The sequence below is a fragment of the Dehalobacter sp. DCM genome (genome assembly GCF_024972775.1).
GTDB lineage: Bacteria > Bacillota > Desulfitobacteriia > Desulfitobacteriales > Syntrophobotulaceae > Dehalobacter.
The window spans coordinates 3,150,351-3,172,478 of sequence record NZ_CP092282.1 but is presented as its reverse complement, the minus strand read 5'-3'; the positions used below and the strand labels follow the sequence as shown (position 1 = coordinate 3,172,478).

21 protein-coding genes are annotated in these 22,128 nt (G+C 45.8%); 14 read left to right on the top strand and 7 right to left on the bottom strand.

Annotation, left to right across the window (positions count from 1 at the left end):
* The first annotated feature begins 169 nt into the window (after positions 1-169).
* Entirely contained in the window at positions 170-346 is a 177-nt protein-coding gene (locus tag LPY66_RS14730) for an aspartyl-phosphate phosphatase Spo0E family protein (protein WP_337985020.1), read from the top strand.
* Positions 347-358: 12 nt separating this feature from the next.
* On the opposite strand, the gene LPY66_RS14725 is transcribed toward LPY66_RS14730, so the two are convergent.
* Together LPY66_RS14725 and LPY66_RS14720 are read right to left on the bottom strand one after the other, a co-directional pair.
* The gene (locus tag LPY66_RS14725; RefSeq protein ID WP_337985019.1) at positions 359-1,870 is read right to left on the bottom strand and encodes a YifB family Mg chelatase-like AAA ATPase; all 1,512 of its coding nucleotides are present in this window, start codon (positions 1,868-1,870) and stop codon (positions 359-361) included.
* A 159-nt stretch (positions 1,871-2,029) separates the two neighbouring features.
* Positions 2,030-2,383, bottom strand: coding sequence for a YraN family protein (locus tag LPY66_RS14720; RefSeq protein ID WP_337985018.1), 354 nt, complete (start codon positions 2,381-2,383; stop codon positions 2,030-2,032).
* Positions 2,384-2,554: 171 nt separating this feature from the next.
* Between LPY66_RS14720 and LPY66_RS14715 the strand changes: the two genes are divergently transcribed.
* Complete coding sequence (locus LPY66_RS14715; RefSeq protein ID WP_337985017.1) at positions 2,555-2,854, top strand: hypothetical protein; 300 nt, start codon at positions 2,555-2,557, stop codon at positions 2,852-2,854.
* A gap of 109 nt (positions 2,855-2,963) precedes the next feature.
* Here LPY66_RS14715 and LPY66_RS14710 read toward each other — a convergent pair whose 3' ends face one another.
* Entirely contained in the window at positions 2,964-3,950 is a 987-nt protein-coding gene (locus LPY66_RS14710) for a M15 family metallopeptidase (protein ID WP_337985016.1), read from the bottom strand.
* 214 nt (positions 3,951-4,164) lie between these two features.
* Here LPY66_RS14710 and LPY66_RS14705 point away from each other — a divergent pair, with 214 nt between their 5' ends.
* The 6 genes from LPY66_RS14705 to LPY66_RS14680 all read left to right on the top strand — a co-directional run bounded on the left by LPY66_RS14705 (position 4,165) and on the right by LPY66_RS14680 (position 11,784).
* Positions 4,165-5,289, top strand: a complete 1,125-nt coding sequence (locus tag LPY66_RS14705; RefSeq protein ID WP_337988099.1) for a hydrogenase small subunit — start codon at positions 4,165-4,167, stop codon at positions 5,287-5,289.
* An 81-nt stretch (positions 5,290-5,370) separates the two neighbouring features.
* Entirely contained in the window at positions 5,371-6,777 is a 1,407-nt protein-coding gene (locus LPY66_RS14700) for a nickel-dependent hydrogenase large subunit (RefSeq protein ID WP_337985015.1), read from the top strand.
* A complete protein-coding gene (locus LPY66_RS14695) occupies positions 6,777-7,346 on the top strand; it encodes a cytochrome b/b6 domain-containing protein (RefSeq protein WP_337985014.1) in 570 nt (189 codons plus the stop codon). Before LPY66_RS14700 ends, LPY66_RS14695 begins: the two co-directional genes overlap by 1 nt.
* A gap of 202 nt (positions 7,347-7,548) precedes the next feature.
* Positions 7,549-7,914, top strand: a complete 366-nt coding sequence (locus tag LPY66_RS14690; RefSeq protein ID WP_337985013.1) for an ArsR/SmtB family transcription factor — start codon at positions 7,549-7,551, stop codon at positions 7,912-7,914.
* Between the two features lie 68 nt (positions 7,915-7,982).
* A complete protein-coding gene (locus LPY66_RS14685) occupies positions 7,983-10,145 on the top strand; it encodes a heavy metal translocating P-type ATPase (RefSeq protein ID WP_337985012.1) in 2,163 nt (720 codons plus the stop codon).
* Positions 10,146-10,197: 52 nt separating this feature from the next.
* Positions 10,198-11,784, top strand: coding sequence for a peptide chain release factor 3 (locus LPY66_RS14680; protein WP_337985011.1), 1,587 nt, complete (start codon positions 10,198-10,200; stop codon positions 11,782-11,784).
* Positions 11,785-12,265: 481 nt separating this feature from the next.
* On the opposite strand, the gene cooS is transcribed toward LPY66_RS14680, so the two are convergent.
* The 4 genes from cooS to ku form a co-directional block, all read right to left on the bottom strand.
* A complete protein-coding gene (gene cooS, locus LPY66_RS14675; RefSeq protein WP_337985010.1) occupies positions 12,266-14,179 on the bottom strand; it encodes an anaerobic carbon-monoxide dehydrogenase catalytic subunit in 1,914 nt (637 codons plus the stop codon).
* Positions 14,180-14,521: 342 nt separating this feature from the next.
* Entirely contained in the window at positions 14,522-15,406 is an 885-nt protein-coding gene (gene ligD / locus LPY66_RS14670; RefSeq protein WP_337985009.1) for a non-homologous end-joining DNA ligase, read from the bottom strand.
* The gene (locus LPY66_RS14665; RefSeq protein WP_337985008.1) at positions 15,403-16,344 is read right to left on the bottom strand and encodes an ATP-dependent DNA ligase; all 942 of its coding nucleotides are present in this window, start codon (positions 16,342-16,344) and stop codon (positions 15,403-15,405) included. Before LPY66_RS14665 ends, ligD begins: the two co-directional genes overlap by 4 nt.
* 13 nt (positions 16,345-16,357) lie before the next feature.
* Positions 16,358-17,248 carry a non-homologous end joining protein Ku gene (ku, locus tag LPY66_RS14660; protein ID WP_337985007.1) on the bottom strand — a complete coding sequence of 297 codons (891 nt, stop codon included), beginning with the start codon at positions 17,246-17,248 and terminating at the stop codon, positions 16,358-16,360.
* A 138-nt stretch (positions 17,249-17,386) separates the two neighbouring features.
* On the opposite strand from ku, the gene fdhD reads away from it, so the two are divergent.
* From fdhD to pgeF, 6 genes are all read left to right on the top strand, one after another.
* Positions 17,387-18,184, top strand: coding sequence for a formate dehydrogenase accessory sulfurtransferase FdhD (fdhD, locus tag LPY66_RS14655; protein WP_337985006.1), 798 nt, complete (start codon positions 17,387-17,389; stop codon positions 18,182-18,184).
* A gap of 159 nt (positions 18,185-18,343) precedes the next feature.
* Positions 18,344-19,243 (top strand): sigma-E processing peptidase SpoIIGA, encoded by a 900-nt coding sequence (locus tag LPY66_RS14650; RefSeq protein WP_337985005.1) that lies wholly within the window; start codon positions 18,344-18,346, stop codon positions 19,241-19,243.
* A gap of 29 nt (positions 19,244-19,272) precedes the next feature.
* Positions 19,273-19,980 (top strand): RNA polymerase sporulation sigma factor SigE, encoded by a 708-nt coding sequence (sigE, locus tag LPY66_RS14645; protein WP_337988098.1) that lies wholly within the window; start codon positions 19,273-19,275, stop codon positions 19,978-19,980.
* A gap of 81 nt (positions 19,981-20,061) precedes the next feature.
* The gene (gene sigG / locus LPY66_RS14640) at positions 20,062-20,835 is read left to right on the top strand and encodes an RNA polymerase sporulation sigma factor SigG (RefSeq protein WP_337985004.1); all 774 of its coding nucleotides are present in this window, start codon (positions 20,062-20,064) and stop codon (positions 20,833-20,835) included.
* A 102-nt stretch (positions 20,836-20,937) separates the two neighbouring features.
* Positions 20,938-21,195, top strand: a complete 258-nt coding sequence (locus tag LPY66_RS14635; protein WP_337985003.1) for a YlmC/YmxH family sporulation protein — start codon at positions 20,938-20,940, stop codon at positions 21,193-21,195.
* 79 nt (positions 21,196-21,274) lie between these two features.
* Entirely contained in the window at positions 21,275-22,087 is an 813-nt protein-coding gene (gene pgeF / locus LPY66_RS14630; protein ID WP_337985002.1) for a peptidoglycan editing factor PgeF, read from the top strand.
* Positions 22,088-22,128: the final 41 nt, after the last annotated feature.

Sequence of the window (22,128 nt, the reverse complement as noted above, 5' to 3'; positions counted from 1 at the left end):
AACATGGGAATCTCAATGCTATAGTTACCAATAAAATGAAAGGTGTCAATAATTTAATAGAGACTGTACATTGTCCGTAAACAACGTTGTATGTTCCTCTATGCTTCTTTTGGTAATGCTTTGCTTATTCTGCGATAACATTCCTATTAATCAAAAGGTGGGATTGTGTATGTCTGAGCTTGAGGAATTATTAAATCAAATAGAAGAGCTGCGGTTAAATATGTACACGTTATATGAAAAGAACAAGATACTAACAGATCATAAAATGGTTGTTGCTAGTCAATTATTAGATGTAGCATTGAATAAGTACGATGTATTTATGAGCATATATAAGGCCGGGGTATAATCCCCGGCTTTCCTAATTCAATTTATCCAACGCCCGGAACTGGAGCGATTCAGCGAGGTGTTCCACACGGATAATCTCTGATCCAGCCATATCGGCAATAGTTCTGGCCACACGGAGGATACGGTCGTGAGCTCGTGCACTGAATAGGCTTTTATCAAATATTTTCTTGAAGAGTGATTCGCCGGCGGGGTCCAATTCACAAAACGCTTGGGTTTCTCTCCCGGTCATTTCCGCATTAGTTCGGCAGCAGCTAAAGCGCTGCCACTGGATTTCTCTGGCCTTTATGACTCTATGTCTGACGCTGTCTGATGTTTCCGGACTCTCTCCGTTTTTCAATTCATCATAGCTCAGCCGGGGAACCTCCAGCTGAAGATCAAAGCGATCGAGCAGAGGACCCGAAACACGGCTGCGGTATAAATGGACTTGCTGGGGAGTACAGGAACATTCCCGACCGTTATCACCGAAGTTTCCGCACGGACAGGGATTCATCGCCGCGATGAGACTGACCCGCGTCGGGAATTCGATCCGTTCACGCAGCCGAATCAGCGTTAATTTTCTGTCTTCTAACGGCTGGCGAAGGGCTTCCAAAACACTTCGTGAAAATTCGGGCATTTCATCCAAAAAGAGAACGCCATGATTGGCTAAGCTCAGCTCACCGGCTTTAATTTTTTGACCACCGCCAATCATGCCGGCAACCGTTACCGTATGATGTGGATTACGGAACGGACGGACAGTGACGAGGCTGCCTGCTTCATGGAGGATTCCGGCTAAGCTGTAGAGTTGTGTGACATCCAGGCTCTCTTCACGAGTCAATGGCGGCAGGATACCGGCAAACGCTCTGGCCAGCAAGGTCTTCCCGGAACCCGGCGGACCGACCATGATTAAATTATGGCCGCCGGCAGCAGCAATTTCCAGACCGCGTTTCGTTTGGGCTTGTCCCCGGATATCGGACCAATCCGCGTGAACTGTTTCGGTGGGCGGAGAAATGACGTTTGCGGGAGAAACGCTGAAAGACTGCTCTTTTTTTAAGATTTGGACGAGTTCGGCAAGACTGACCGCACTTTCACTGATCAAATCATCCACAAGCCGGGCTTCTGAGAGATTTGCCGGGGGAATAACCAAGGAAAACGGCGTATTTCTTAAATGAAGGGCTATGGATAATACACCAGGGATAGGCCGAAGCTGCCCTTCCAGGGACAGCTCACCGGCAAAAACAAACTTCTCCAGAGCCGACGTATCAAGTTCATTCATTGCCGCAAGTATCCCTAACGCGATCGGCAGATCCAGTCCGGATCCTTCTTTTCTTAGATCAGCGGGTGCCAGATTGACTGTGATGCGCTGCAATGGAAATGGATAGCCGGAATTTTTCAGCGCCGAGCGCACGCGGTCACGGGCTTCCTTAACTGCCGTCGCTGCTAAACCGACAATTTCCAGGCCGGGCAAGCCGTTGCTGATATCCACCTCGACCTGAACAGGGCGCGACGTGAAGCTATCAACAGCCATCCCGTTAATAGATGCAAACATGAGACACCACCTATTCTAGCTGAATAAAAAGCCTACCATTGAAGATGGCCCTTACTAAAATATAACACAAACAGACAATATATGGAAATTAATTGTCTGTTTTGTAATCTATTTAAGGCATTTTTCCTCTGGTATTGGTTTTTATGGATTCTTGTTGCTCTATAAAGCCCCTTGAAGCCAATTGATCGTCGGTTTGCCTTCGATCACGTTGATCGCCACGATGTCAAAGCGGATTTCCGGCCATGTTTCATAGCCCTGTTCGAGCAAAAAGTAAGTGGCAATACTCCGTAAACGCTGTTTTTTCCACAGGCCGATACTTTCCTCTGCATATCCCCGGACAGTGGAGGTCCGCAGTCTGACTTCGACAAAAATAAGTATTTTTCCCTCGCGGGCAATGATATCCATCTCGCCCTTGGGGCAGCGATAATTACGTTTCACGACGGTTAAACCTTTTTGTTCCAGGTGTTTCGTCGCCAGGTCCTCGCCTATGAGTCCCAATTCTTTTTTATTCAAGCGCTGCTGCCTCCTGCCATTTCAAGGTAAGCTGAAACGATTATGTCCTTGGGTCGCATTACTTCCTAAAATATAACACAATATACCAGTATATGGGAACATAACTATTCAATTTTTATAAGATATAGTGAATCTATTAATGCATACAGATATCATGAAGGGAGCAGGACCATGGAGAAAAAGATGGTTTTGCAGGAATTATGCGATGAACGCCACAAGGCGCTGGAGAATTACCTGAGCAATGAAAGAGGAAAGACGGATCGTTGCGAGCTTGAGATCAAAGATGTTCAGGAGGCGATTATCCGGCTTACCTCTTTGATGGAAAAACATGACAGCGAGATTACCGACCATGAAGAAAGGATTCGGCAAATTGAAGGCAAACCAGCCAAACGCTGGGAAAGTCTGATTGCCCAGCTGATTACATTACTCACCGCAGCTATAGCCGGAGGATTCATCGGACAAGCCTTTTAAATCCATGATGATCATTACTGTATAAACTACGATGGTTGTTAGAGACACTATTATTATATGATAAAGATCCCAATGTCATCCCCGAATGATGTATTTGACGATTGAATGGTTATTTGAGACTATTCTCGATCTGCCAAATATACTGCCATGCTTCTTTGTCATTCTGCAAACCGGCATACCATGGAATACCTGAAATAGGATCTTCAGAAAAATACCGTGCTTTTAAAATGATTTCCGGGCGGTATTCATAGTGCATGATATCGAAATTTCCCCATTTGCCGCCCCAGATAAACCCGTATTTTTCAAAAATTTGGGGTATTTCCTGGGGATAGGCATCCAGTCTCTTTTGGCCTTCTTCGCGCGTTGACCATCGCCAATAATCGTATTTATTATTATTGAGATCAATGGCTATACCGTATGCATGGGAACTTAAACGACCTGTACCGCCAATCAAACGATAATTATAGGCGCCGCTGCAGGGAAAAGAAGCAGCATAGATCTTGTTGCTTTGCCGGGAAAGCGGAAGAAGTTCTTTCATAACGGATGCTAAGGCCATCGAGGCGTTGTTATTTTGGTTAAATTCCACATATTTATAACCGATACTGACCTTAACCAAATTGGCCAGTATCGTTTTTTTGTTGACACCATATACTTCTTTAAGCAGTGGATAGACCCTTAGACAGCCGGGATTATTGTGACTGAGCATCAACGTGCTTATATTGCCCAATGGATAGATTTGTTGCATCATATCTTGTAGATCCGGGTTATCGGATATTTGCCAGGTGTTTTTTTCCTTTTCATCATCGTATAAAATTTTTCGGCCGGACTTCATGACAAGATAAACCTGATTATTGTCTGTTTTTTCAATACCGGTGATATAACTGGGATAAGCAAGCATCAGGCAAAGGATATCTCTTTTCATGACAGCCTCATAGGCGGGGGTATCCGGATTTGGCTGATCAAAAAGTTGGCTCGTGGTCACTTCCGGTTTCAGATAAATATCTCGGACCACGAGAGTTGCAGTCAGAAGAATAAAGGTCAAAATAAATAGAATACGCTTACGATGCAGGGGCAGAATCTTTCTTTTTAGTTTCATTGCCTATCATCCTTCCATGGCGATATACAATGCCAATCATAAATATCTATGCGTTAAGCACGTCGTATAGACTAAAAAAATCCTTTGGTATAGTACGAAGGTGGCAGGAAATAATAGATTTAGATTAATATCGAACACTGATTTTAACCCTTTAACTGATGAGGGTTCATGCCAAAAAAGCTTCCAAACTAAATGGGTGAGGTAAGCGACAGTGATGGACAATGATCGTATCTGTCACGGCAATAAAAATACCAATAATCATATAACATATCTTCACAAGAATAATATCAATGCTGTAACCCAAACCTTATCAGCTGGCAGGCATAAGAAACCGCCCGTTATTTGGTTAGGGACTAATACCTGTGCCGGCGATATGCTTTCCCTGCTGAATACACTTGATCCAACCTATCAGAGTTTTATTTCCGACATGATCGATCTTCGTTATGATTATCTCGGGGGGGGATCTGAAGGTAACAGCAGTATGGCGATTCTAGAGGAGACGCAAAGGTCGTGTAAGGGTCAGTATATTCTTATCGTCGAAGGCAGTATTCCGTTGGCTTCAGAGGGCCGCTATTCCATTATCGGGTATCGTCAAGGCAAGCCGTGGACGGCCTTGGATGCAGTACGGGAATTAAGTGTCAATGCGCGCTATGTGGTTGCTGCCGGAACGTGCGCTGCTTTTGGCGGTATCTATGCTGCGGCACCAAATCTTTCACAATCCGTATCGCTGCAGGCAGTACTGGACAGACAAGTTATCAACGTTCCCGGCTGTCCTATCAACCCGGAGTGGATGGTTGGAACGCTGGCTTATTTAGTCAAGGGCGAGGTTCCTGCATTGGACAATTATCAACGTCCTAAACTCTTTTTTGGCAACACAGTACATGATCGCTGCCAGCGTCGCAGTTATTTTGATAACAGCTTGTTTGCCAAGACGCACGGAGAACCATGGTGTATGTACGAAATCGGCTGTAAAGGACCATCGACCTATGCCGACTGTCCTGACCGCCAGTGGAATGGGGAACATGTCAATTGGCCGGTTAAAGCCAACACACCGTGTATCGGGTGCACCAGCCCTGAATTCATCGACGGGGACGTACCTTTTTTTGAGCACTCGCCCGATGTTAAACTGCCTGGTATTAAATTGACAGCCAACCGTTTTGGAATATTCACTGGGGCTGCTACCGCCATTGGCATCGGATCACATCTGGCGGGCAGTGTTCTGACGGGGCGGCTGGCGCAGACGATACGCGATGATTTCCCGAGGAGGAAAAAAACAAAAGCGCTTCTACGCGCGATAAAGGCAATGCGCCTAGGAAAACACAAAAAGGGGAAAAAATAATTGGCATCCAGAATCATAACCAATTATGCCGATACGCCAAAAACTGTGAAACCATAAAATACATTTGTTAAGGAAACCAGCATGAAGAAAATATTAATTGGTACGCTAAGCCGTCTGAATAATAGCAGTGCCGTAGAAGTGACTATCGAAAACAAGACAGTTGTTGATTCCCAGTGCAGAGGGATTTTCTATCGCGGTTTTGAAAGAATTCTTGAAGGAAAGGATCCGCGCGATGCCGGCTACATTACCGAAAGGATCTGCGGGATCTGTTCATCCGTGCATGCTCTTGCGGCGGCATATGCTCTGGAAAACGCTGCGGGTATCCAGGTGCCGTATAACGGTCATTTGATGCGCAATCTCATTGTTGGCGCGGATATATTGCAGAATCATATTCGGCATTTTTATCTCTTTGTACTGACAGATTATATCCAAGGCCCGCAGTTATCCCCTCTTGATACTGGCTATGCCGTTGATAAACGTTTTCCTAAAAACGTAAACGATAATCTGGTGAAAAATATGTTTCAAGCTATTGAAATAAGCCGGTTGGCTACGGAAATGATTGCTTTAATTGGCGGCAAGACGCCTTTCCCCCATAGTATTTTAGCCGGCGGCTGTAGTGTGGCGCCGACCGCGGATGTGATTGTGCACTTTAATTCGAAACTAAAGAAGATCAACGAATTTATTCGAACGACGATGCAGGATGATACCCATATTCTGGCTGATTATTACCCCGATTATTTTAATATTGGCAAACGGAAGCTGAATATGTTGGAGTTCGGGCTCTTTCCGTTGGCCGGAAACACAGGAGAGAGATATTTACCTGGTGGTGCCGTTCTCAACGGAGAGCTCAAGGACGTGAATCTTTCCAATATCACAGAACACATCAGTCGATCCTGGTATAGTGATAATCCCGCTGCCCCAGAGCCTGGATCCGGTATAACCGTGGCTGACGTTGACAAAAAGGACGCTTATTCTTGGGTCAAAGCACCGCGCTATTTTGGAATACCTATGGAAGGCGGACCATTGGTCCGACTTTGGATTCGCGGGGATTACCGTAACGGAATATCTACCATGGACCGAATTAGGGCCCGATCTTTGGAAGCAGAAATAACCGGCAGAGTTATGGAAACCTGGCTGGCTGAGATCAGGCCGGGTGAGCCGACTTTTTCGTCGTTTAAAATGCCGATGGAAGCAGAGAGTGTTGGCCTTACCGGGGCCATGCGCGGACCACTGGGACATTGGCTGAAAATAAAGAAGGGCAGGATTGCTCATTATGAAATCATTACACCGTCGGCATGGAATTTTTCACCTCAGGATGATACTGGACAAAAAGGGCCGGTTGAGGAAGCGCTGATTGGTACGTCCATAGCGGATGAAGCTCAGCCCATTGAGATTGGCCGTGTCATCAGGGCTTTTGATATCTGTTCTTCTTGCTCAACACATATCATAACCCCCGGTTCGCCTCTCAAAGAAATGAGGCTGCAGTGATGAAAGCAAAACAACGGCATACACGAACGGCAATTATTCTCCATTGGATCTATGCCCCAGCTGTTATCACGTCAATTTTAAGCGGTTTTTATATCCATAACCCGTCCCGTTTCAACGTCTTTCATACGATGGATTCCGCAAAAAAAGTCCATGCTGTCTCACAATACGCACTGATCTTTTCATTTCTCGCACGGATTGTCTACGGGTTTAAGGATAAGAACTACAGGGAGATTATTCCCAATCGCAAAACATGGCTGTCGTTTCCAGGATTCTTAAAATATGAATTCTTTCTAAGCAATAAAAAAGTGACGTATCCCAAATATAACCCCGGGCAGAAACTGCTCATCACGAATTTTGCATTGGTGATTCCGATACAGATCATAACAGGGCTGGCGCTTTATTCAAAAAAATTTGAGGGGACAGCTAAAGCGGCAGGCGGTCTTAACCCCGTTCGTTTATCGCACTATGTGTTATCATTAATGCTGGTTTACTCCGTGTCAGGGCATCTGTATTTTGCGTTTACCCATGGCTTTAAAAAACTCAAATCAATATTTACCGGCTACGAATGATGAGTTATATGTCTTGAAGGCATTAAAGAATATTTTTAATCTTGACTATGGGCGAAGAAGAAGCATAAACTATACTTAAATAATTGAATGATTATTCAAGTATTCAAGTGTTAAACACGTATTACAAATTAATGCAGAAATCAAGTACTAACGGATATGACATGAAGATGAAAGTTGGTGCAGAAAAGAGTTGAAAGAGCTAATGACAGATAAAAGCGAATTTATGAAATGTGACTGTTTAGTTATTCATGATGCCATTGTCAAAAAGGTCAAAGACGTTATGCCTGCAGAAGAAAATCTATATGATCTGGCTGAACTGTTTAAAGTATTTGGGGATACGACCCGCATCAAGATCCTTTGGGCGCTCTCGGAAGCGGAAATGTGTGTGTGTGATCTGGCCTTTTTGCTGAATATGACGCAGTCCGCGATATCCCATCAATTGCGTATACTCAAACAATGCCGGCTTGTACGAAATCGGAAAGAAGGAAAAATCGTCTTTTACGCCCTTGACGACGAGCATATTCAGGGGATTTTCAATCAGGGAATGATCCATGTTAAGGAAGGTTGAGGCCGTGCGCTTTAAAGACTAACGGTTAAAAGCTGATAGAAAAGACATCATGATAAGGAGAAAAGAGTATGTCTGCAAAAACGGTTGAAACCACACTGATGCTCGAAGGCCTGTGTTGTGCCCAATGTGCGGCAAAGATAGAAAAAGCCGTCCAACGCTTGAAGGGAATTAATGCGGCGAATTTAGATTTCGTCAGTAAAAAATTCTTCATCGAATTAGATCCAGAATTAGGAAAACGTGAAAATAAAGCGGATATCATTAAACAAATCACCTATATCATTCAACGGATTGAGAGTGGTGTTCACGTCGTTGAGCTTACAAATAAAAGACCAAAACAACAAACAGAAAAGCAAAGTATACGCTGGGTTGATTTTAACAATCAGTTGCGCAGTCCTCTTTTCTGGTCCGCACTGGTCGGTGTTGTTCTGTTTGTTGTTCCCTATGTGGCTGAACTAACGCCAACCGTTGAATTCACCTTGTTTCTCGTTAGTTACTTGCTGATTGGAGGGGAAGTGGTGTATCATGCGCTCCGCAACATGATGCGGGGACAGTTGTTTGACGAGAATTTTTTGATGGTTATTGCCACCATCGGCGCTTTTGCGCTCCGGCAATATCCGGAAGCGGTTACTGTTATGCTATTTTACCGGATCGGTGAGTTTTTTCAGGACAGCGCCGTTGAACGGTCCAGACGATCGATAGCGACTCTGATGGATATACGACCGGATTATGCCAACCTCATTGATGGCTTGCTGGAGAGAAAAACAGCACCGGAAGATGTGCTAGTCGGCCAAATGATTCTGATCAAACCCGGAGAAAAAGTGCCTTTAGATGGTATTGTTCTTGATGGTCGGTCCGTTGTCGATACCTCGGCGCTGACAGGTGAGTTTGCGCCGCGAGAAGTAGAAGAAGGCAGTGATATTCTGGCGGGATTTATCAATATCAACGGGCTGCTGCGGGTCAGAGTCACTAAAGAATTTGGTCAGAGTACGGTCGCCCGCATCCTTGAGCTTGTGGAGAATGCATCCGTCAAAAAAGCACCGACGGAAAATTTCATCACAAAATTTGCCCATTACTATACCCCGGCAGTTGTTTTAGGTGCTGTTCTTTTAGCGTGCCTCCCTCCGCTTCTTTTGCCGGGGGCAACCTTCAGTGAGTGGCTCAACCGGGCGCTTATCTTCCTGGTGGTATCCTGTCCCTGTGCCTTGGTTCTATCCATTCCCCTGAGCTTTTTTGGGGGGATCGGCGGCGCCTCGCGCCACGGCATCCTCATTAAGGGCAGCAATTACCTTGAAGCTCTAAACCAAGTGCGAACCGTTGTTTTTGATAAAACTGGTACTCTGACGGAAGGCGTATTTAAAGTTGCCGAGATCGTACCGGCAAACGGGTATACTAAGGAAAATATCCTGGAATGGGCAGCGGCGGCAGAAAGTTATTCCGGACATCCCATTGCTGTTTCCATTCTGAAAGAATTTGGGCAGAAGATAAACACAGATAATGTGGAAAACTACACGGAAATTCCCGGACAGGGTGTAGAGACTTTCTATAAAGGACAGCGGATTCTGGCCGGCAATGTCCGACTCCTGGAGAACAAGGGGATTTCTTTTGAAAGGGCTTCTGCACTGGGTACGCTTGTTTACATCGCTATCGAAAACCGATATGCCGGCCATATATTAATAACGGACATCCTAAAAAAAGATGTTCCCAATACAATTAACGGCTTACGTCAAGCCGGTATAAAAAATATTATCATGCTGACCGGTGATAACCGCGCGGTTAGTGAGGAAATAGGGGAACAGCTGGCATTTGATCACGTTTATGCGGAGCTGCTTCCCGATCAAAAGGTAGCGATATTAGAAAAGCTTGAGGAAGAAAAGGAAAAGAACAGTAAACTGATTTTCATCGGGGATGGGATCAATGATGCGCCGGTACTGGCCAGGGCGGATATCGGCATTGCTATGGGAGCATTAGGCTCGGATGCGGCAATCGAAGCGGCCGATATCGTCCTGATGACAGACGAACCGTCAAAGTTACTGGAAGGGATCCAAATCGCGCGCAAGACACGTCACATCGTCTGGCAGAATATCCTATTTGCCTTGGGAATCAAAATTGTCGTTTTAGCCCTTGGCGCATTGGGTATGGCTACCCTCTGGGAAGCTGTATTCGCGGATGTGGGCGTTGCACTGATTGCGGTGCTGAATGCGATGCGGGTGTTAAAAATAAAAAGTTTATGATATTATAGTGAATGGCCCGGATGGGTACATTTTGAGAAACCTGAGGAATTTAATGGAAAACACGACAATAGATAATAAGGTTAAACCCAGAAGAACATTCGCCATCATATCCCACCCGGATGCCGGGAAGACGACATTAACGGAAAAACTTCTTCTTTTTGGCGGCGCAATTCGTTTGGCCGGAACGGTCAAAGGGCGGAAAGCTAGCAAGTACGCAACTTCCGATTGGATGCAAATAGAAAAGGAACGTGGGATTTCCGTAACCTCGAGTGCGATGCAGTTTACCTATAACGGCATTCATATCAACATCTTGGATACACCGGGGCACGAAGACTTCAGTGAGGACACCTACCGAACCCTGATGGCTGCCGATAGTGCCGTCATGTTGATCGATTTAGTCAAGGGAGTAGAAGCCCAGACCATCAAATTATTTAAAGTATGCCGTATGCGTGGAATCCCTATCTTTACGTTCATCAATAAGCTTGATCGATTTGGCAAGGATCCGTTGGATGTTCTCCAGGAAATCGAGGATGTATTGGGGATCAATACTGTCCCGTTGAACTGGCCGGTGGGGATGGGCAAAGATTTCAGTGCGATTTATGACCGCAGGCAGAACTGTCTGGAACTCTATCGTCACGGTGAACGGCAGCTGATCTATGCCGACGAGCGACGACTGGAAGACCCGGCGCTAAAAGAATGTCTTGAGCCGGCATTGTACGATAAACTATGTGAAGATATGGAACTTCTGGATATTGCCGGTGATGCCTTTGATGATGAAATGATTCAACAGGGCATGCTGTCACCGGTATTCTTTGGCAGTGCGTTAAGCAGTGTGGGAGTTCAGACTTTTCTGGAGCAATTTTTGGATATGGCGCCGGCGCCGCGGCCGCAAAAAAGTACGGCTGGCCTGATCGAACCCACAGACCCGAACTTCTCCGGATTCATTTTCAAGATCCAGGCCAACATGAATCCGGCTCATCGTGATCGTATCGCCTTTATGCGGGTTTGCTCCGGGAGGTTCGAACGCGGTATGGCGGCCAATCATGTCCGCAGCGGGAAAAAAATAAAATTGCCCCAGCCGCAGCAATTTTTAGCCCAGGATCGTGATATCCTTGAAGAAGCCTACCCCGGCGATGTTGTTGGATTGTTTGACCCCGGAATATTTCGGATCGGGGATACGCTAACGGAATCTGCGGACTTTGAATTCGAGAAGCTGCCGCAGTTTTCACCCGAGTATTTTGCAAAAATCATCAACCTTGATTTTTCCAAATACAAACAGTTTCAGAAAGGACTAAAACAACTGACGGAAGAAGGTACTGTACAGGTTTTCAGGACATTTATGGATGGTCCAGAAGAAATGATTGTCGGCGTAGTCGGTAAACTTCAATTTGAAGTTCTTGAATATCGTTTGCAAAATGAATACGGTACACGTGTTCAGTTGCATCATCTCCTTCACCATATGGCCCGCTGGGTCAAAAGCGATAAGCCGGTGGATACAGCAAACCTCAGAGGGTTGCGCAACCTGTGTGTTAAGGACTTGGATGACCAGCTGGTCGTTTTGCTCGAAGACGAGTACTATCTTGACCGTCTGAAGGACAAATACCCGGAAATCACGTTTAAAACGTCTTCCTACGAATAGAAAGCAGTAATAAATTAGTGTCAGTCTCTGTAAAACTCTATAACTCTCTTTATTGCCTGTATAGTTATTAGTATCTGGATTGTTTCTATAAGTATCATCAGTTTCTATAGAAAGGGCTGTTGTCACGAATCAGGTTTCGTAGACAGCAGCCCTTTCTTTTAATATGGGATAACTTAAACTTTCCCCTTGTCTTAAAAACCTGCTAAAAGCATTCTTCGAACCATTACTCAGACTAAATGACCCAATAGTAGGTATGGGTGGCACATTTCCAGCGCCAAGCCGAGCATGAAGGCGGAGTGCGGCTGTGACGGCCACGGATGGCCTAATGCCGCGGACACCATGGAGGGTGTAGGAGCGGCATGCCATGGAGGGCACAAGCGCCAAAAGTGTATTGTGCAGACGGACAAGCCCCAAATACGAATAATTTGCATCGCATTTGAAGAAAGGTATACTGGGATATTTTGAGGCGTTATACGCGGTGCTATTGTAATCCTAAAGCTTGGCGCTTGCAGATAATATGGTTTTCGATATCGACAGCGACTTGAACAGGATCATCCCCTAAGGCAATTTTTCCTCCGGTCAGTGTCTCAACATCCTCAGTAAGCAGTTTGACCAGCTTTGGCGCGCCGGTGATGAACGGGGTTGGGGAAAGATGGGTGTACGTACCGTAGGCCAAAGCAAAAACCGCATCGATGGTGGCTTTTTGTTCCATCCATTCCGGGGCGGTGACGGCAATCGGTAGCTGCGGTACATCTACATCAAGGTGATCGGCAAGTGCAGTCACCAGCATAGAAATCCGACCGGTATCCGTACAGGTGCCAAAGCTCAAAACCGGGGGTATTTTTAGAGCTTGACAGATTTCCTTCAGCCCTTCGCCGGCGATATTCTGGGCTTCGATACTGCAAAGGCCCGCAACCTCAAGCGCATGGTTGCCGCAGCCGGCACTGACGACCAGGATATCCCGCTTAATTAGTTCTTTGGCGACATTGACCGTATTCCAATCCTGGGGACCATTGCGCAGACTGGAACAATTAACTAAAGCAACGACGCCTCTGATTTTGCCGGATGCAATCACGTCTACCAGCGGGTCGAGTTTATTTCCCAGGGCAGCCAGCACCGCTTCAGTCGAAAAGCCGGCAATCGCCTTCTGGATCTTGGCCGGTACGTGGGGAGTTATGTTGTTCTTCCTCTTTGTAAAGTTGATGATGGCCAAATCGATAAGCTGATCAGCCATCGAACTGACTTCCGCCGGGTAATACGGTATCAGATGATTGAGGCCGGGAAGATTGATGATTGTACTGACGCCGACCAGGGTGATCTGGTACTTTTCGGCATACTGATCGATGGCAGGAGGGGAACAATTCTCCTCCATAGCCAGGACATCAACCGTACCTGTCGCCAACAGAGGTTCAATTGACAGCCAGTTCCCCATAAGACCAACAAACACATCATCAATAACAAACCGCTGCAGCAGTTCCTGCCCGGTCTCAATCGAGCCGACAATCCGAAGTCCTTTGGCACCGGCGTCTTTTGCCCGCTGCTGCACTTCCGGAGTACGCGCTTTTAGGATCGTAGCGACACCGGCCCAGGGTTGGTGGCCGTTAAAGACAATATTGACATAGTCCGGATCCATAATACCTAAGTCAACATTGACTTCATGGGGTTGTGGCGTGCCAAATAATATGTCTTGGGTCATTTCCAGTCCGATCTGTGCCGTGTAAATGGTGGAAAGACCCAAGCGAAGGGCTTTTTTGGATAAAGAGACATAGTCTCCGTCAACATTGGTCAGACAGCTGGCAACCGCGTTTTGCTCTTCATGGTTTACACCGGTCGGATAGATGCCGAGGTCTTTCCATACCTGTTTCCTTTTTTTCGGAGCGAAGACCTCCACCATCACGCTGGGGTTATCCGGATCTCTGCCCATTTCAGCTTCGAGAAAATCGGCCAACTGGATTGCCAATTGATTCTGATCTTGATTGACGTTAATGCCGACAAGACCGCACAGCCATTTTAACTTGTCGACATCGGTCAGCTGGAACGGCGTTTTACCTTGGCCGGTAGCTCTGAGTGTCCGGAAGGCTTCGTAGGCATGGTGGCTGTATGTGCCTGCACCCATGATATTGCGCAGAAGAACATTGCGGATAGCCATGGCATCGCCGCCGATGCCACACGCCCCTTTGTCCAGTCCGGTCTTTTCACTGATGCGGCAGGGCCCGTTGGTACACAGCTGACAGCTCAATCCTTCCAAGCAGAATTTACAGCGGATCTTTTCCTGTGCGGCATAACGGTCGAAAACATTGGACATCCCATCTTCCCGTATGCGTTTCATCATTTCTTCGACGGAATCATGATAACTGATCCGCCCTTCTGTTTTTTCTAATAGTGTTTCGGTCATCGTATTGCCTCCTGGTATTTATCTTATTTAGTCTGATTCAAAAAAAATAAAAAATGCACCAGCGTGGTGTTTTTCATCAATCTAGTGCCTTGTAAACTCTAAAACTGTAATATAATTGTGAGCAGATTTCTTGTAAGACAAGGCGGTCGCTCCTTGCCATCCATGGCATCGCGACACTAGGCCATCCTTGGCCGTCGGAGGCAAGGCATACCGAGCGTATGCCGATTAATGTCCACGGATGGACGAATGCAGCGATGCCATGGAGGGCAAGGAGCTGCAAGACAACGCAGTATTACATGAAATCTGCCGCAAGGATGTACAGGAATTAGAGTTTACAAGGCACTATGATAAATGCTTCAGGATAAAATCCAGATCCGTATTTTTTCCCCCGTTAAGCAGTGGCGCGAAGAGATCTCCTTTTGATTTCAGCCTGGTGCCAATATTCAATAGGGTGATATCTTTGGGGTGAATGCCCTTTTTTAGTTCATTCCATTCCAGCGGGGCAGCGACGGACGCATATTCTGTTGCGCGAGGTGAGTAAGGGCAGATGATGGTCTTACCTTGCCACATCTGCAGGTAATCAAAATACAGCTTTCGCCCTCGTTTACCGACGCTGCGCTCGATAGTGATTTTCTCGGGATATTTCTGTCCAAAATAATGGGCGAAGAATTCATTGATTTTCCTGGCGGTATTATAATCATATTTTCCGCCGACTGGGATATAGAGCTGTAAGCCGCTGGCGCCTGATGTTTTTACAAAACTGTTAATATTTAATGTGTTCAGGTCATTAAAAATAATCAGAGCCACTTCCGTTACATCGTCAAAGGTCTGGCCTTCCGAAGGATCTAAATCAAACACCAGGGAACTCGGAAAATCCGCCTGTGTGTATGAATTAAAGGGAATATGAAATTCTAATGCCGCCTGATTTCCCAGCCAGGCCAGAACCGCGTTATCCCGAATAATAATATACTGATTGTCATGCCAGAGATGAGTCGGGATCCATGAAGGGGAATGCGCTGGGATATTTTTTTGAAAAAAAGATTTTCCCTGATACCCGTTAGGGTAGCGAATTGCTGTGAGTAATCGATCCTGGGTATAGGGTAAGAGATAAGGCCCTAATTCTAAAAGGATTCTCAGGTAATCTATCTTACGAATGCCTAGATTGGGCCATAAAAGCTTTTCCGGATTCGTGATGGGAACTTTTTTTCCGTCAACATCGAGGTTCATTCCAGGATATATTCCTTTCCTTGGGCTGCGGTCGGCGATAAATCACTGAAGCCGATTATTTTAGGATGCCTGAGACCCCCGGTTTCCGTCCATTCCAGGAAACTGACCCAGCACGTTAAGATTGGACGAAACCATATCGCGTCTTTGCGTGCAATTAAATTGCTGAAAGGAGTTTGATCCTGTGCTAAATCTACAGCGGTTTTTTTCAGCAACTGCAAATCGTTTTGGGTTAGCCCGATGCTTGCACTGCCAATATAGATCAGACGATTTTCCTGGTAATAACCGAGAAGGAGTGAATTTGGAAAGTGATCCTTTAATGACAATCCGCCAATCACAGCGAGAATCTTCTTGTTAATCTTCGTTTTGAACCAATCCGTATGTTTCTTGCCCGAAACATACAGGCTGTTCTTTTTCTTGGAGACAATCCCTTCGAAATTTTTAGATTTCATTAACTCAAACAGAGCGTGCCCATCATTAAAATCATCGGTAATACCAACCTCAGGCGAAACGGATAAATAGCGTACAAGATTCTGCTTGCGTTCCTGCAGGGGGTATCGACGCAGGTCTTTGCCGTCCAAGTACAACAAATCAAAAAGGATATACCGTACCGGATAGTACTTGAGGTAATGCTCCAGCCGCGTCGAATTTCGCAGGTGTTCTCTTTTCATAATCAGATTAAAGGCAGGCTTGTTATGCGGGTCAAAAACAACCAATTCACCGTCAACTACTGCTTGGTGACCGTTGAGTTGCCGGGTAATCCCGCTCAGCTCCGGATAGAAAGCGCTTCGTTCGCGCCCGCTTTTGGTATAGATATGCGCATTGCCGTTTTCAATATAGGTGATACCCCGGATCCCGTCCCATTTGATTTGGTGGAGCCATTCGTCACCTTTGGCAATGTTGGGGGAAAGCACCGGTTCCATAACTTCGAGCAGTTCCATATCTGCCTCCCGGTTAACTGGCGGTTGATTTTGCTTTTCTTACCGTTGCTGATGGCGATTCTTTAACATTGTCTTCCGGCGGGAGATCCGGTGTCTCGGTTTCGGCTGCTTTGGCTTTGCGTTTAGTTGGTTTCTTTTTGCTTTCTTTCAAACTGGCCTGGAGAGCTTCCATCAGGTCAATGACGTTGCGATGCGGCGCTTCCGGAGCGACTTCGATTTCTTTTCCCTCAATCTTTTTGTTGATCAGATCCCGCAGCGCTTCCCGATAGTCATCCTTGTATTTGTCAGGTTCAAAAGCAGCCGTGAGATTGGCGATCAACTGAGTAGCAATATCCAGTTCCTTTTCATTTATCCCCGCAGTTTCTGCAATACCCGGAATCTCGCTGACCGGCCGGATCTCATCCGGATAAAATATGGTTTCCAGGACAAGAACTTTCCGATAGACGCGCAGGGCACAGAGGGTTTGTTTGTTGCGGATCGTCATTTTGGCCAAGGCGATTTTTCCCGTGTTGTTCATAGCCTGACGCAACAGATTATAGGCCTTACCTCCTGTCTCCTGCGGTGCCAGATAGTAAGACTTATCGTAATAAATAGGATCGATTTCCGCCAGATTGATAAAATCAAGAATCTCGATGGATTTCTCTTCTGCTTCGGCTTTTAAGGCTAGCAGATCCTTTTCGTCGATAATAATGAAGTGCCCGATTTCATACTCGTACCCTCTGACGATGTCTTCTTCTTTGACCTCTTTATTGCAGGTTGGACACACTTTTTTATATTTCAGAGGGGTATTGCATTCTTTGTGTAAATAGCGGAACCGAATATCTTTCTCTTCTGTCGCGGCAAACATTTTGATGGGAATATTGACGAGTCCGAAACTGACAGAACCCTTCCACATGGTATGCATTGTCAGCGCCTCCTTTTTATAGTGGTAGTATGAGCACATTCAGCAGGAAATATTGACTATCTGTTATGCTTTGCATAATTGATTAGGAAAGGTTAAGATATTACAATAAAGAAGTGACGGGAAACAGGGGGTAACTATTTGGACAAGTTAACGGTAAAAAGACCGATTGTTGTATATAAAGATGCTGCTGCTACAGAGAAGGATGACATCGTCCGTGAATTCCCTCTAACTATATTCATCAATCACAAGGAGATCCTCACGATTGTATGTTCACCGGATCATCTTGCCGAGCTGGGTGTTGGATTCCTTCTAAGTGAAGGGATTGTCCAGAACCTTTCCGATATTCACGCCATCGAACTACAAGAGGATGAAGGATTTTTAAACTTTGTTCTTGATGAGACGGCGGCACTGCCAAGCGGTTTTTTGCGTCGGAATATCGCCAGCTGCTGCGGCAAGGGAAGAGCAGGACTTTATTTTATCAGTGACGCCAAACAAGTGAGGGCTGTCCCCTCGGATGTTCAATTCAGGAGCGAGCACATACTGAGAGCCATCACCCTATTAGAAGAAAGATCAGATGTCTTTCGCTGTACCGGGGGAGTTCATAACGCCGCCCTCAGTGACATAAACATAGAGAATGAGCCGTTGGTTCTGATGTTTGAAGATATCGGACGGCACAATACGATTGATAAATTGATAGGAGCTGCATTTTTAAGGTCTGTCGATGTAAAGGAGAAATATCTTGTTTTCAGCGGTAGAATTACCTCGGAAATTGTAATCAAGGCTGCCAGAGCGAATATTTCCCTGATTGTTTCCAAAGCAGCACCGACAGATCTTGCAGTTGAACTCGCTGAGGAATTAAACCTGGCCACGATCGGATTTGCCCGAAAAGACAGGTTTAATATCTATTCCCATCCTGAGAAAATAAGGATCAGGTGACGCCTCCGTCATTATCGCCCAATATCCCCAAAATCTATCTATCATTAGCCAATAATATCGCATCCCAAGCCCACTTAAAGCGACAGGATTTCTCTTGGTACAAGGGTATAATGTGGTAATAGAATCACTTTACCGCTTGTGCTGAAAGGATCTTCGGGTATGTACTACCTGGATGTCATTCTGTTCCTCAATGGCGCTATGGATGCTTTTTTGTTGTACTTTACGGCTTATCTGCTTCGAAAAAAAGTTTACAAGCTGAGTGTTTTTGGTGCGGTGCTCATCGGCGAACTGCCGGTTGTATTTATTCTCTATGAGATGAACGCAGTGATCGCCATATCCAGGATAATGATCCCCATATTGATGGTCGCTGTGGCATTCAGAACCAAGAGCATATATGAGCTGGCCAAAGGACTCCTCTATTTTAGTCTTTTAGCTGCCGTCAGCGGGGGGATCTATTATCTTCTGGCTGGCTGGATCGGTATAACCGGCAGCACTACAGGGCTTTTACTCTGCGATATCTGGATATTGCCGGTCATAGCCATACTCCTGGTCGGTGGATACCGAGTCTGGGAGAAGCTTACAAAGCGAAATCTGTATTTGGATAACGTCCTGTATGATGTGGAATTGATGATGGAAAACGGCAAAAAACTCACCATCAAAGCGCTGCTCGATACCGGGAATGAACTTCGGGATCCATTAACGAATACGCCGGTGATGATTCTGGAAGAAAAGGCTGTGAGTGAGATACTGCCTGAAGAAATCCAGCAGTTCCTGAACCTGCCTTGGCGGAATGAAGCAAACCCATGGCCCTTTATTTGGAACAGTGATGAAAGCGTGATCCGCAAGATGGTATTTATCGCCGCGAAGGGGATAAACGGTCAGGTTTGGCTGCCGGGAATACGCCTGGGAACCGTGAAAATAACCCAACATGATACGTGCTGGGAACAGTCAATGACGGCAGCATTAGTACAGCAGCGTTTAAATACGGAAGGAAAGTACCAAGCGCTTCTGCATCCGGAAAATATTCAAAAGACGAACGGTAGGGAGGAGATCGCATAGTGGCGCAGTTGAAAGCATTTTGTTCACGAATAAAGAGACAATGGGTATCCCTGATCAATCGAATTAGGTTAAGATGGGGCCGAATTAAAGAGATATATTATGTTGGAAGCAGCGAAGCCCTGCCTCCGCCGCTGCGTCTGGAAGAGGAAGAAAATCTGATCAGCAGACTGGAACAAGGGGACCAATCGGTAAAAGATACTCTCATTGAGCGTAACTTGAGACTGGTAGTCTATATTTCCCGAAAGTTTGAAAATACCGGAATTGGTATTGAAGACCTCGTTTCTATTGGAACCATCGGGTTAATCAAAGCTGTTAATACGTTTGATCCCGCCAAGAAAATCAAACTCGCTACGTATGCTTCTCGCTGTATAGAAAATGAGATCCTGATGTATTTAAGGCGAAATAATAAGATCCGGACAGAAGTTTCGTTTGACGAACCCTTAAATATCGATTGGGACGGTAACGAACTGCTATTGTCCGATGTGTTAGGAACAGATAACGATATCATTTCCCGTCCGATTGAAGAGGAGGTCGATAAACAGTTACTCAATCAAGCGATGGGCAGTCTGACTGATCGGGAAAAACTTATTATGGAAATGCGGTTCGGCATGGGGGGCATTGAAGAAAAGACTCAGAAAGAAGTTGCAGACCGGCTGGGTATCTCCCAATCATACATATCGCGACTGGAAAAAAGAATCATACGCAGGCTGAGAAAGGAATTCGTCCGTTTAGAGTAAGTTTTTGGAATAACTTAGGCGCACTTAGGGAATACTCTCCAGAGAATATCCGGGACTTAACCACGGCTGGAGGGTATTTTCATGGTCTTAAACAAGGTCGAGATCTGCGGGGTCAATACATCCAAACTGCCCGTCTTGAGTGGGGCCAAGATGAAAGAGCTGTTCGTGAAATACCAGGCTGGTGATAAATCAGCCCGCGAACAATTGGTCCGAGGGAATCTCCGGTTAGTCTTGAGTGTCATTCAGCGCTTCAGTAACAGAGGAGAACATGTTGACGACCTGTTTCAGGTCGGCTGTATCGGGCTAATGAAAGCGATCGATAATTTTGACCTTGGCCAAAATGTCAAATTTTCGACGTATGCTGTGCCGATGATCATCGGGGAAATAAGGCGCTATTTAAGAGACAATAACCCAATCCGGGTAAGTCGTTCTTTGAGGGATATCGCATATAAAGCGTTGCAGATCAGGGATAAACTTGCTTCGGAATGCGCACGGGAACCAACGATCAATGAGATTGCACAGAAACTGGAAATATCTCATGAAGATGTCATTTTTGCGTTAGACGCTATTCAGGAACCTGTATCGCTGTTCGAACCGATTTATCATGACGGCGGTGATCCCATCTTTGTGATGGACCAAATTGGTGACGATAAACAATCGGACAGACTTTGGTTAGAGTCGATAGCCATCCGGGAAGGAATGGGCAAGCTGGGCGAGCGTGAAAAGAAAATTATTTCGCTCCGGTTTTTTCAGGGGAAAACCCAGATGGAAGTTGCTGAGGAAATCGGTATTTCTCAAGCCCAGGTATCCCGTTTGGAAAAGGCTGCCTTAAAGTATATGCGCAAACACGTTTGAGGCAACCAAGAAGCTTTACAGAAAAAAGAAAGTTTGCAGATCAACCAATAACATGATTTAAGCCCCTCCTCATATGATAGTAAGTAGAGGAGGGGCTCTATTATGAAGGTTTCCGAGCTGCGTGTGCTGGATATTGTTAATATTGAAGATGGACGTCGTCTGGGACCGGTTATCGATCTTGATCTTGACCTGGAAAAAGGGCTTGTGAAGGGTATTGTCATTATGACAGGTTATAAAGGAAAAGGATTTTTCAGCGGCGGACGCGGCGGAGATGTCCTTATACCTTGGGATAAAGTACTAAAAATTGGCGTCGATGTTATTCTGGTAGACGGCAAAGATCTTATCAATATTGCCTATTAATGCAGGGACATAGCCACAACGTGTAGAATTATTAAACTATCGTATTCATAATTTCGATATAGGGAATTGGAAGATTATTATGCAATGGCAACGGACTGTTTCACCGGAGCAGAATTTCCTGACAATACCTGAATGGGAAGAACAGGGAGTCACAGCGGTATTTTCTACTCGGATCGGGGGTCTGAGCAAACCGCCCTACGCCTCCTTGAATCTTGCATTTCATGTTGGGGATAATCCCGGTGATGTTCTGGGTAATCGAAAACGATTTCTTTCTGGATTTGGATATTCGCTGGAAGACTGTGTGGCAGCGGAACAAGTCCATGGTACGCAGGTGCGATTTATTAACGAAGCCTCTAAAGGACTTGGGATGAGCACGATGGAGACGGCGCTGCCAGGCTGCGATGGGATGCTCACTTGCGACAATACGGCGTTGATGTGCTTTTTTGCGGATTGCGTTCCATTATATTTTTTTGAACCGAATTCTGGGATAATTGGGCTTGCACACGCCGGATGGCGGGGGACGGTTCATCATATCGCCCGCGAAATGCTGACATCGATAAAGAAGGCAGGAGGAGACCCTGACACGTGTCTTGTAGCAATCGGCCCGTGTATTGGGCCCTGTTGTTATACCGTTGGGGAGAATGTCGTGTCGCTGTTAAAAGAAGAGATTAATGACCGATCCAGCCTACCAACAGTCCTCACCGAGTACGGACAGGGTACATACACCCTCGATCTTGCTGCCGCCAATAGGATTCTGCTGACACAAGAAGGTATCCGTCCCGAAAATATCACAACAGCCTATCTCTGTACATCGTGTCACTCAGAGGATTTTTTCTCCTATCGACGAGAGGGAATCACAGGCCGGATGGCGGCATTTATTGCGAAGAAATAGCTTAATCAGGCAAAAAAACTATAAGTTAAAAGAAAAAACTA

Excerpts from the sequence above, each read along its gene's own strand:
- LPY66_RS14730 (WP_337985020.1), top strand. The coding sequence starts at position 170 with ATGTCTGAGCTTGAGGAATTATTAAATCAAATAGAAGAGCTGCGGTTA.
- LPY66_RS14690 (WP_337985013.1), top strand. The coding sequence starts at position 7,549 with ATGACAGATAAAAGCGAATTTATGAAATGTGACTGTTTAGTTATTCAT.
- LPY66_RS14710 (WP_337985016.1), bottom strand. The coding sequence starts at position 3,950 with ATGAAACTAAAAAGAAAGATTCTGCCCCTGCATCGTAAGCGTATTCTA.
- LPY66_RS14700 (WP_337985015.1), top strand. The coding sequence starts at position 5,371 with ATGAAGAAAATATTAATTGGTACGCTAAGCCGTCTGAATAATAGCAGT.
- cooS (WP_337985010.1), bottom strand. The coding sequence starts at position 14,179 with ATGACCGAAACACTATTAGAAAAAACAGAAGGGCGGATCAGTTATCAT.
- ligD (WP_337985009.1), bottom strand. The coding sequence starts at position 15,406 with ATGAACCTCGATGTTGACGGAAAAAAAGTTCCCATCACGAATCCGGAA.
- ku (WP_337985007.1), bottom strand. The coding sequence starts at position 17,248 with ATGCATACCATGTGGAAGGGTTCTGTCAGTTTCGGACTCGTCAATATT.
- LPY66_RS14685 (WP_337985012.1), top strand. The coding sequence starts at position 7,983 with ATGTCTGCAAAAACGGTTGAAACCACACTGATGCTCGAAGGCCTGTGT.
- LPY66_RS14695 (WP_337985014.1), top strand. The coding sequence starts at position 6,777 with ATGAAAGCAAAACAACGGCATACACGAACGGCAATTATTCTCCATTGG.
- LPY66_RS14665 (WP_337985008.1), bottom strand. The coding sequence starts at position 16,344 with ATGGAACTGCTCGAAGTTATGGAACCGGTGCTTTCCCCCAACATTGCC.
- LPY66_RS14635 (WP_337985003.1), top strand. The coding sequence starts at position 20,938 with ATGAAGGTTTCCGAGCTGCGTGTGCTGGATATTGTTAATATTGAAGAT.
- LPY66_RS14725 (WP_337985019.1), bottom strand. The coding sequence starts at position 1,870 with ATGTTTGCATCTATTAACGGGATGGCTGTTGATAGCTTCACGTCGCGC.
- pgeF (WP_337985002.1), top strand. The coding sequence starts at position 21,275 with ATGCAATGGCAACGGACTGTTTCACCGGAGCAGAATTTCCTGACAATA.
- LPY66_RS14650 (WP_337985005.1), top strand. The coding sequence starts at position 18,344 with ATGTACTACCTGGATGTCATTCTGTTCCTCAATGGCGCTATGGATGCT.
- LPY66_RS14680 (WP_337985011.1), top strand. The coding sequence starts at position 10,198 with ATGGAAAACACGACAATAGATAATAAGGTTAAACCCAGAAGAACATTC.
- LPY66_RS14715 (WP_337985017.1), top strand. The coding sequence starts at position 2,555 with ATGGAGAAAAAGATGGTTTTGCAGGAATTATGCGATGAACGCCACAAG.
- sigG (WP_337985004.1), top strand. The coding sequence starts at position 20,062 with ATGGTCTTAAACAAGGTCGAGATCTGCGGGGTCAATACATCCAAACTG.
- LPY66_RS14705 (WP_337988099.1), top strand. The coding sequence starts at position 4,165 with ATGGACAATGATCGTATCTGTCACGGCAATAAAAATACCAATAATCAT.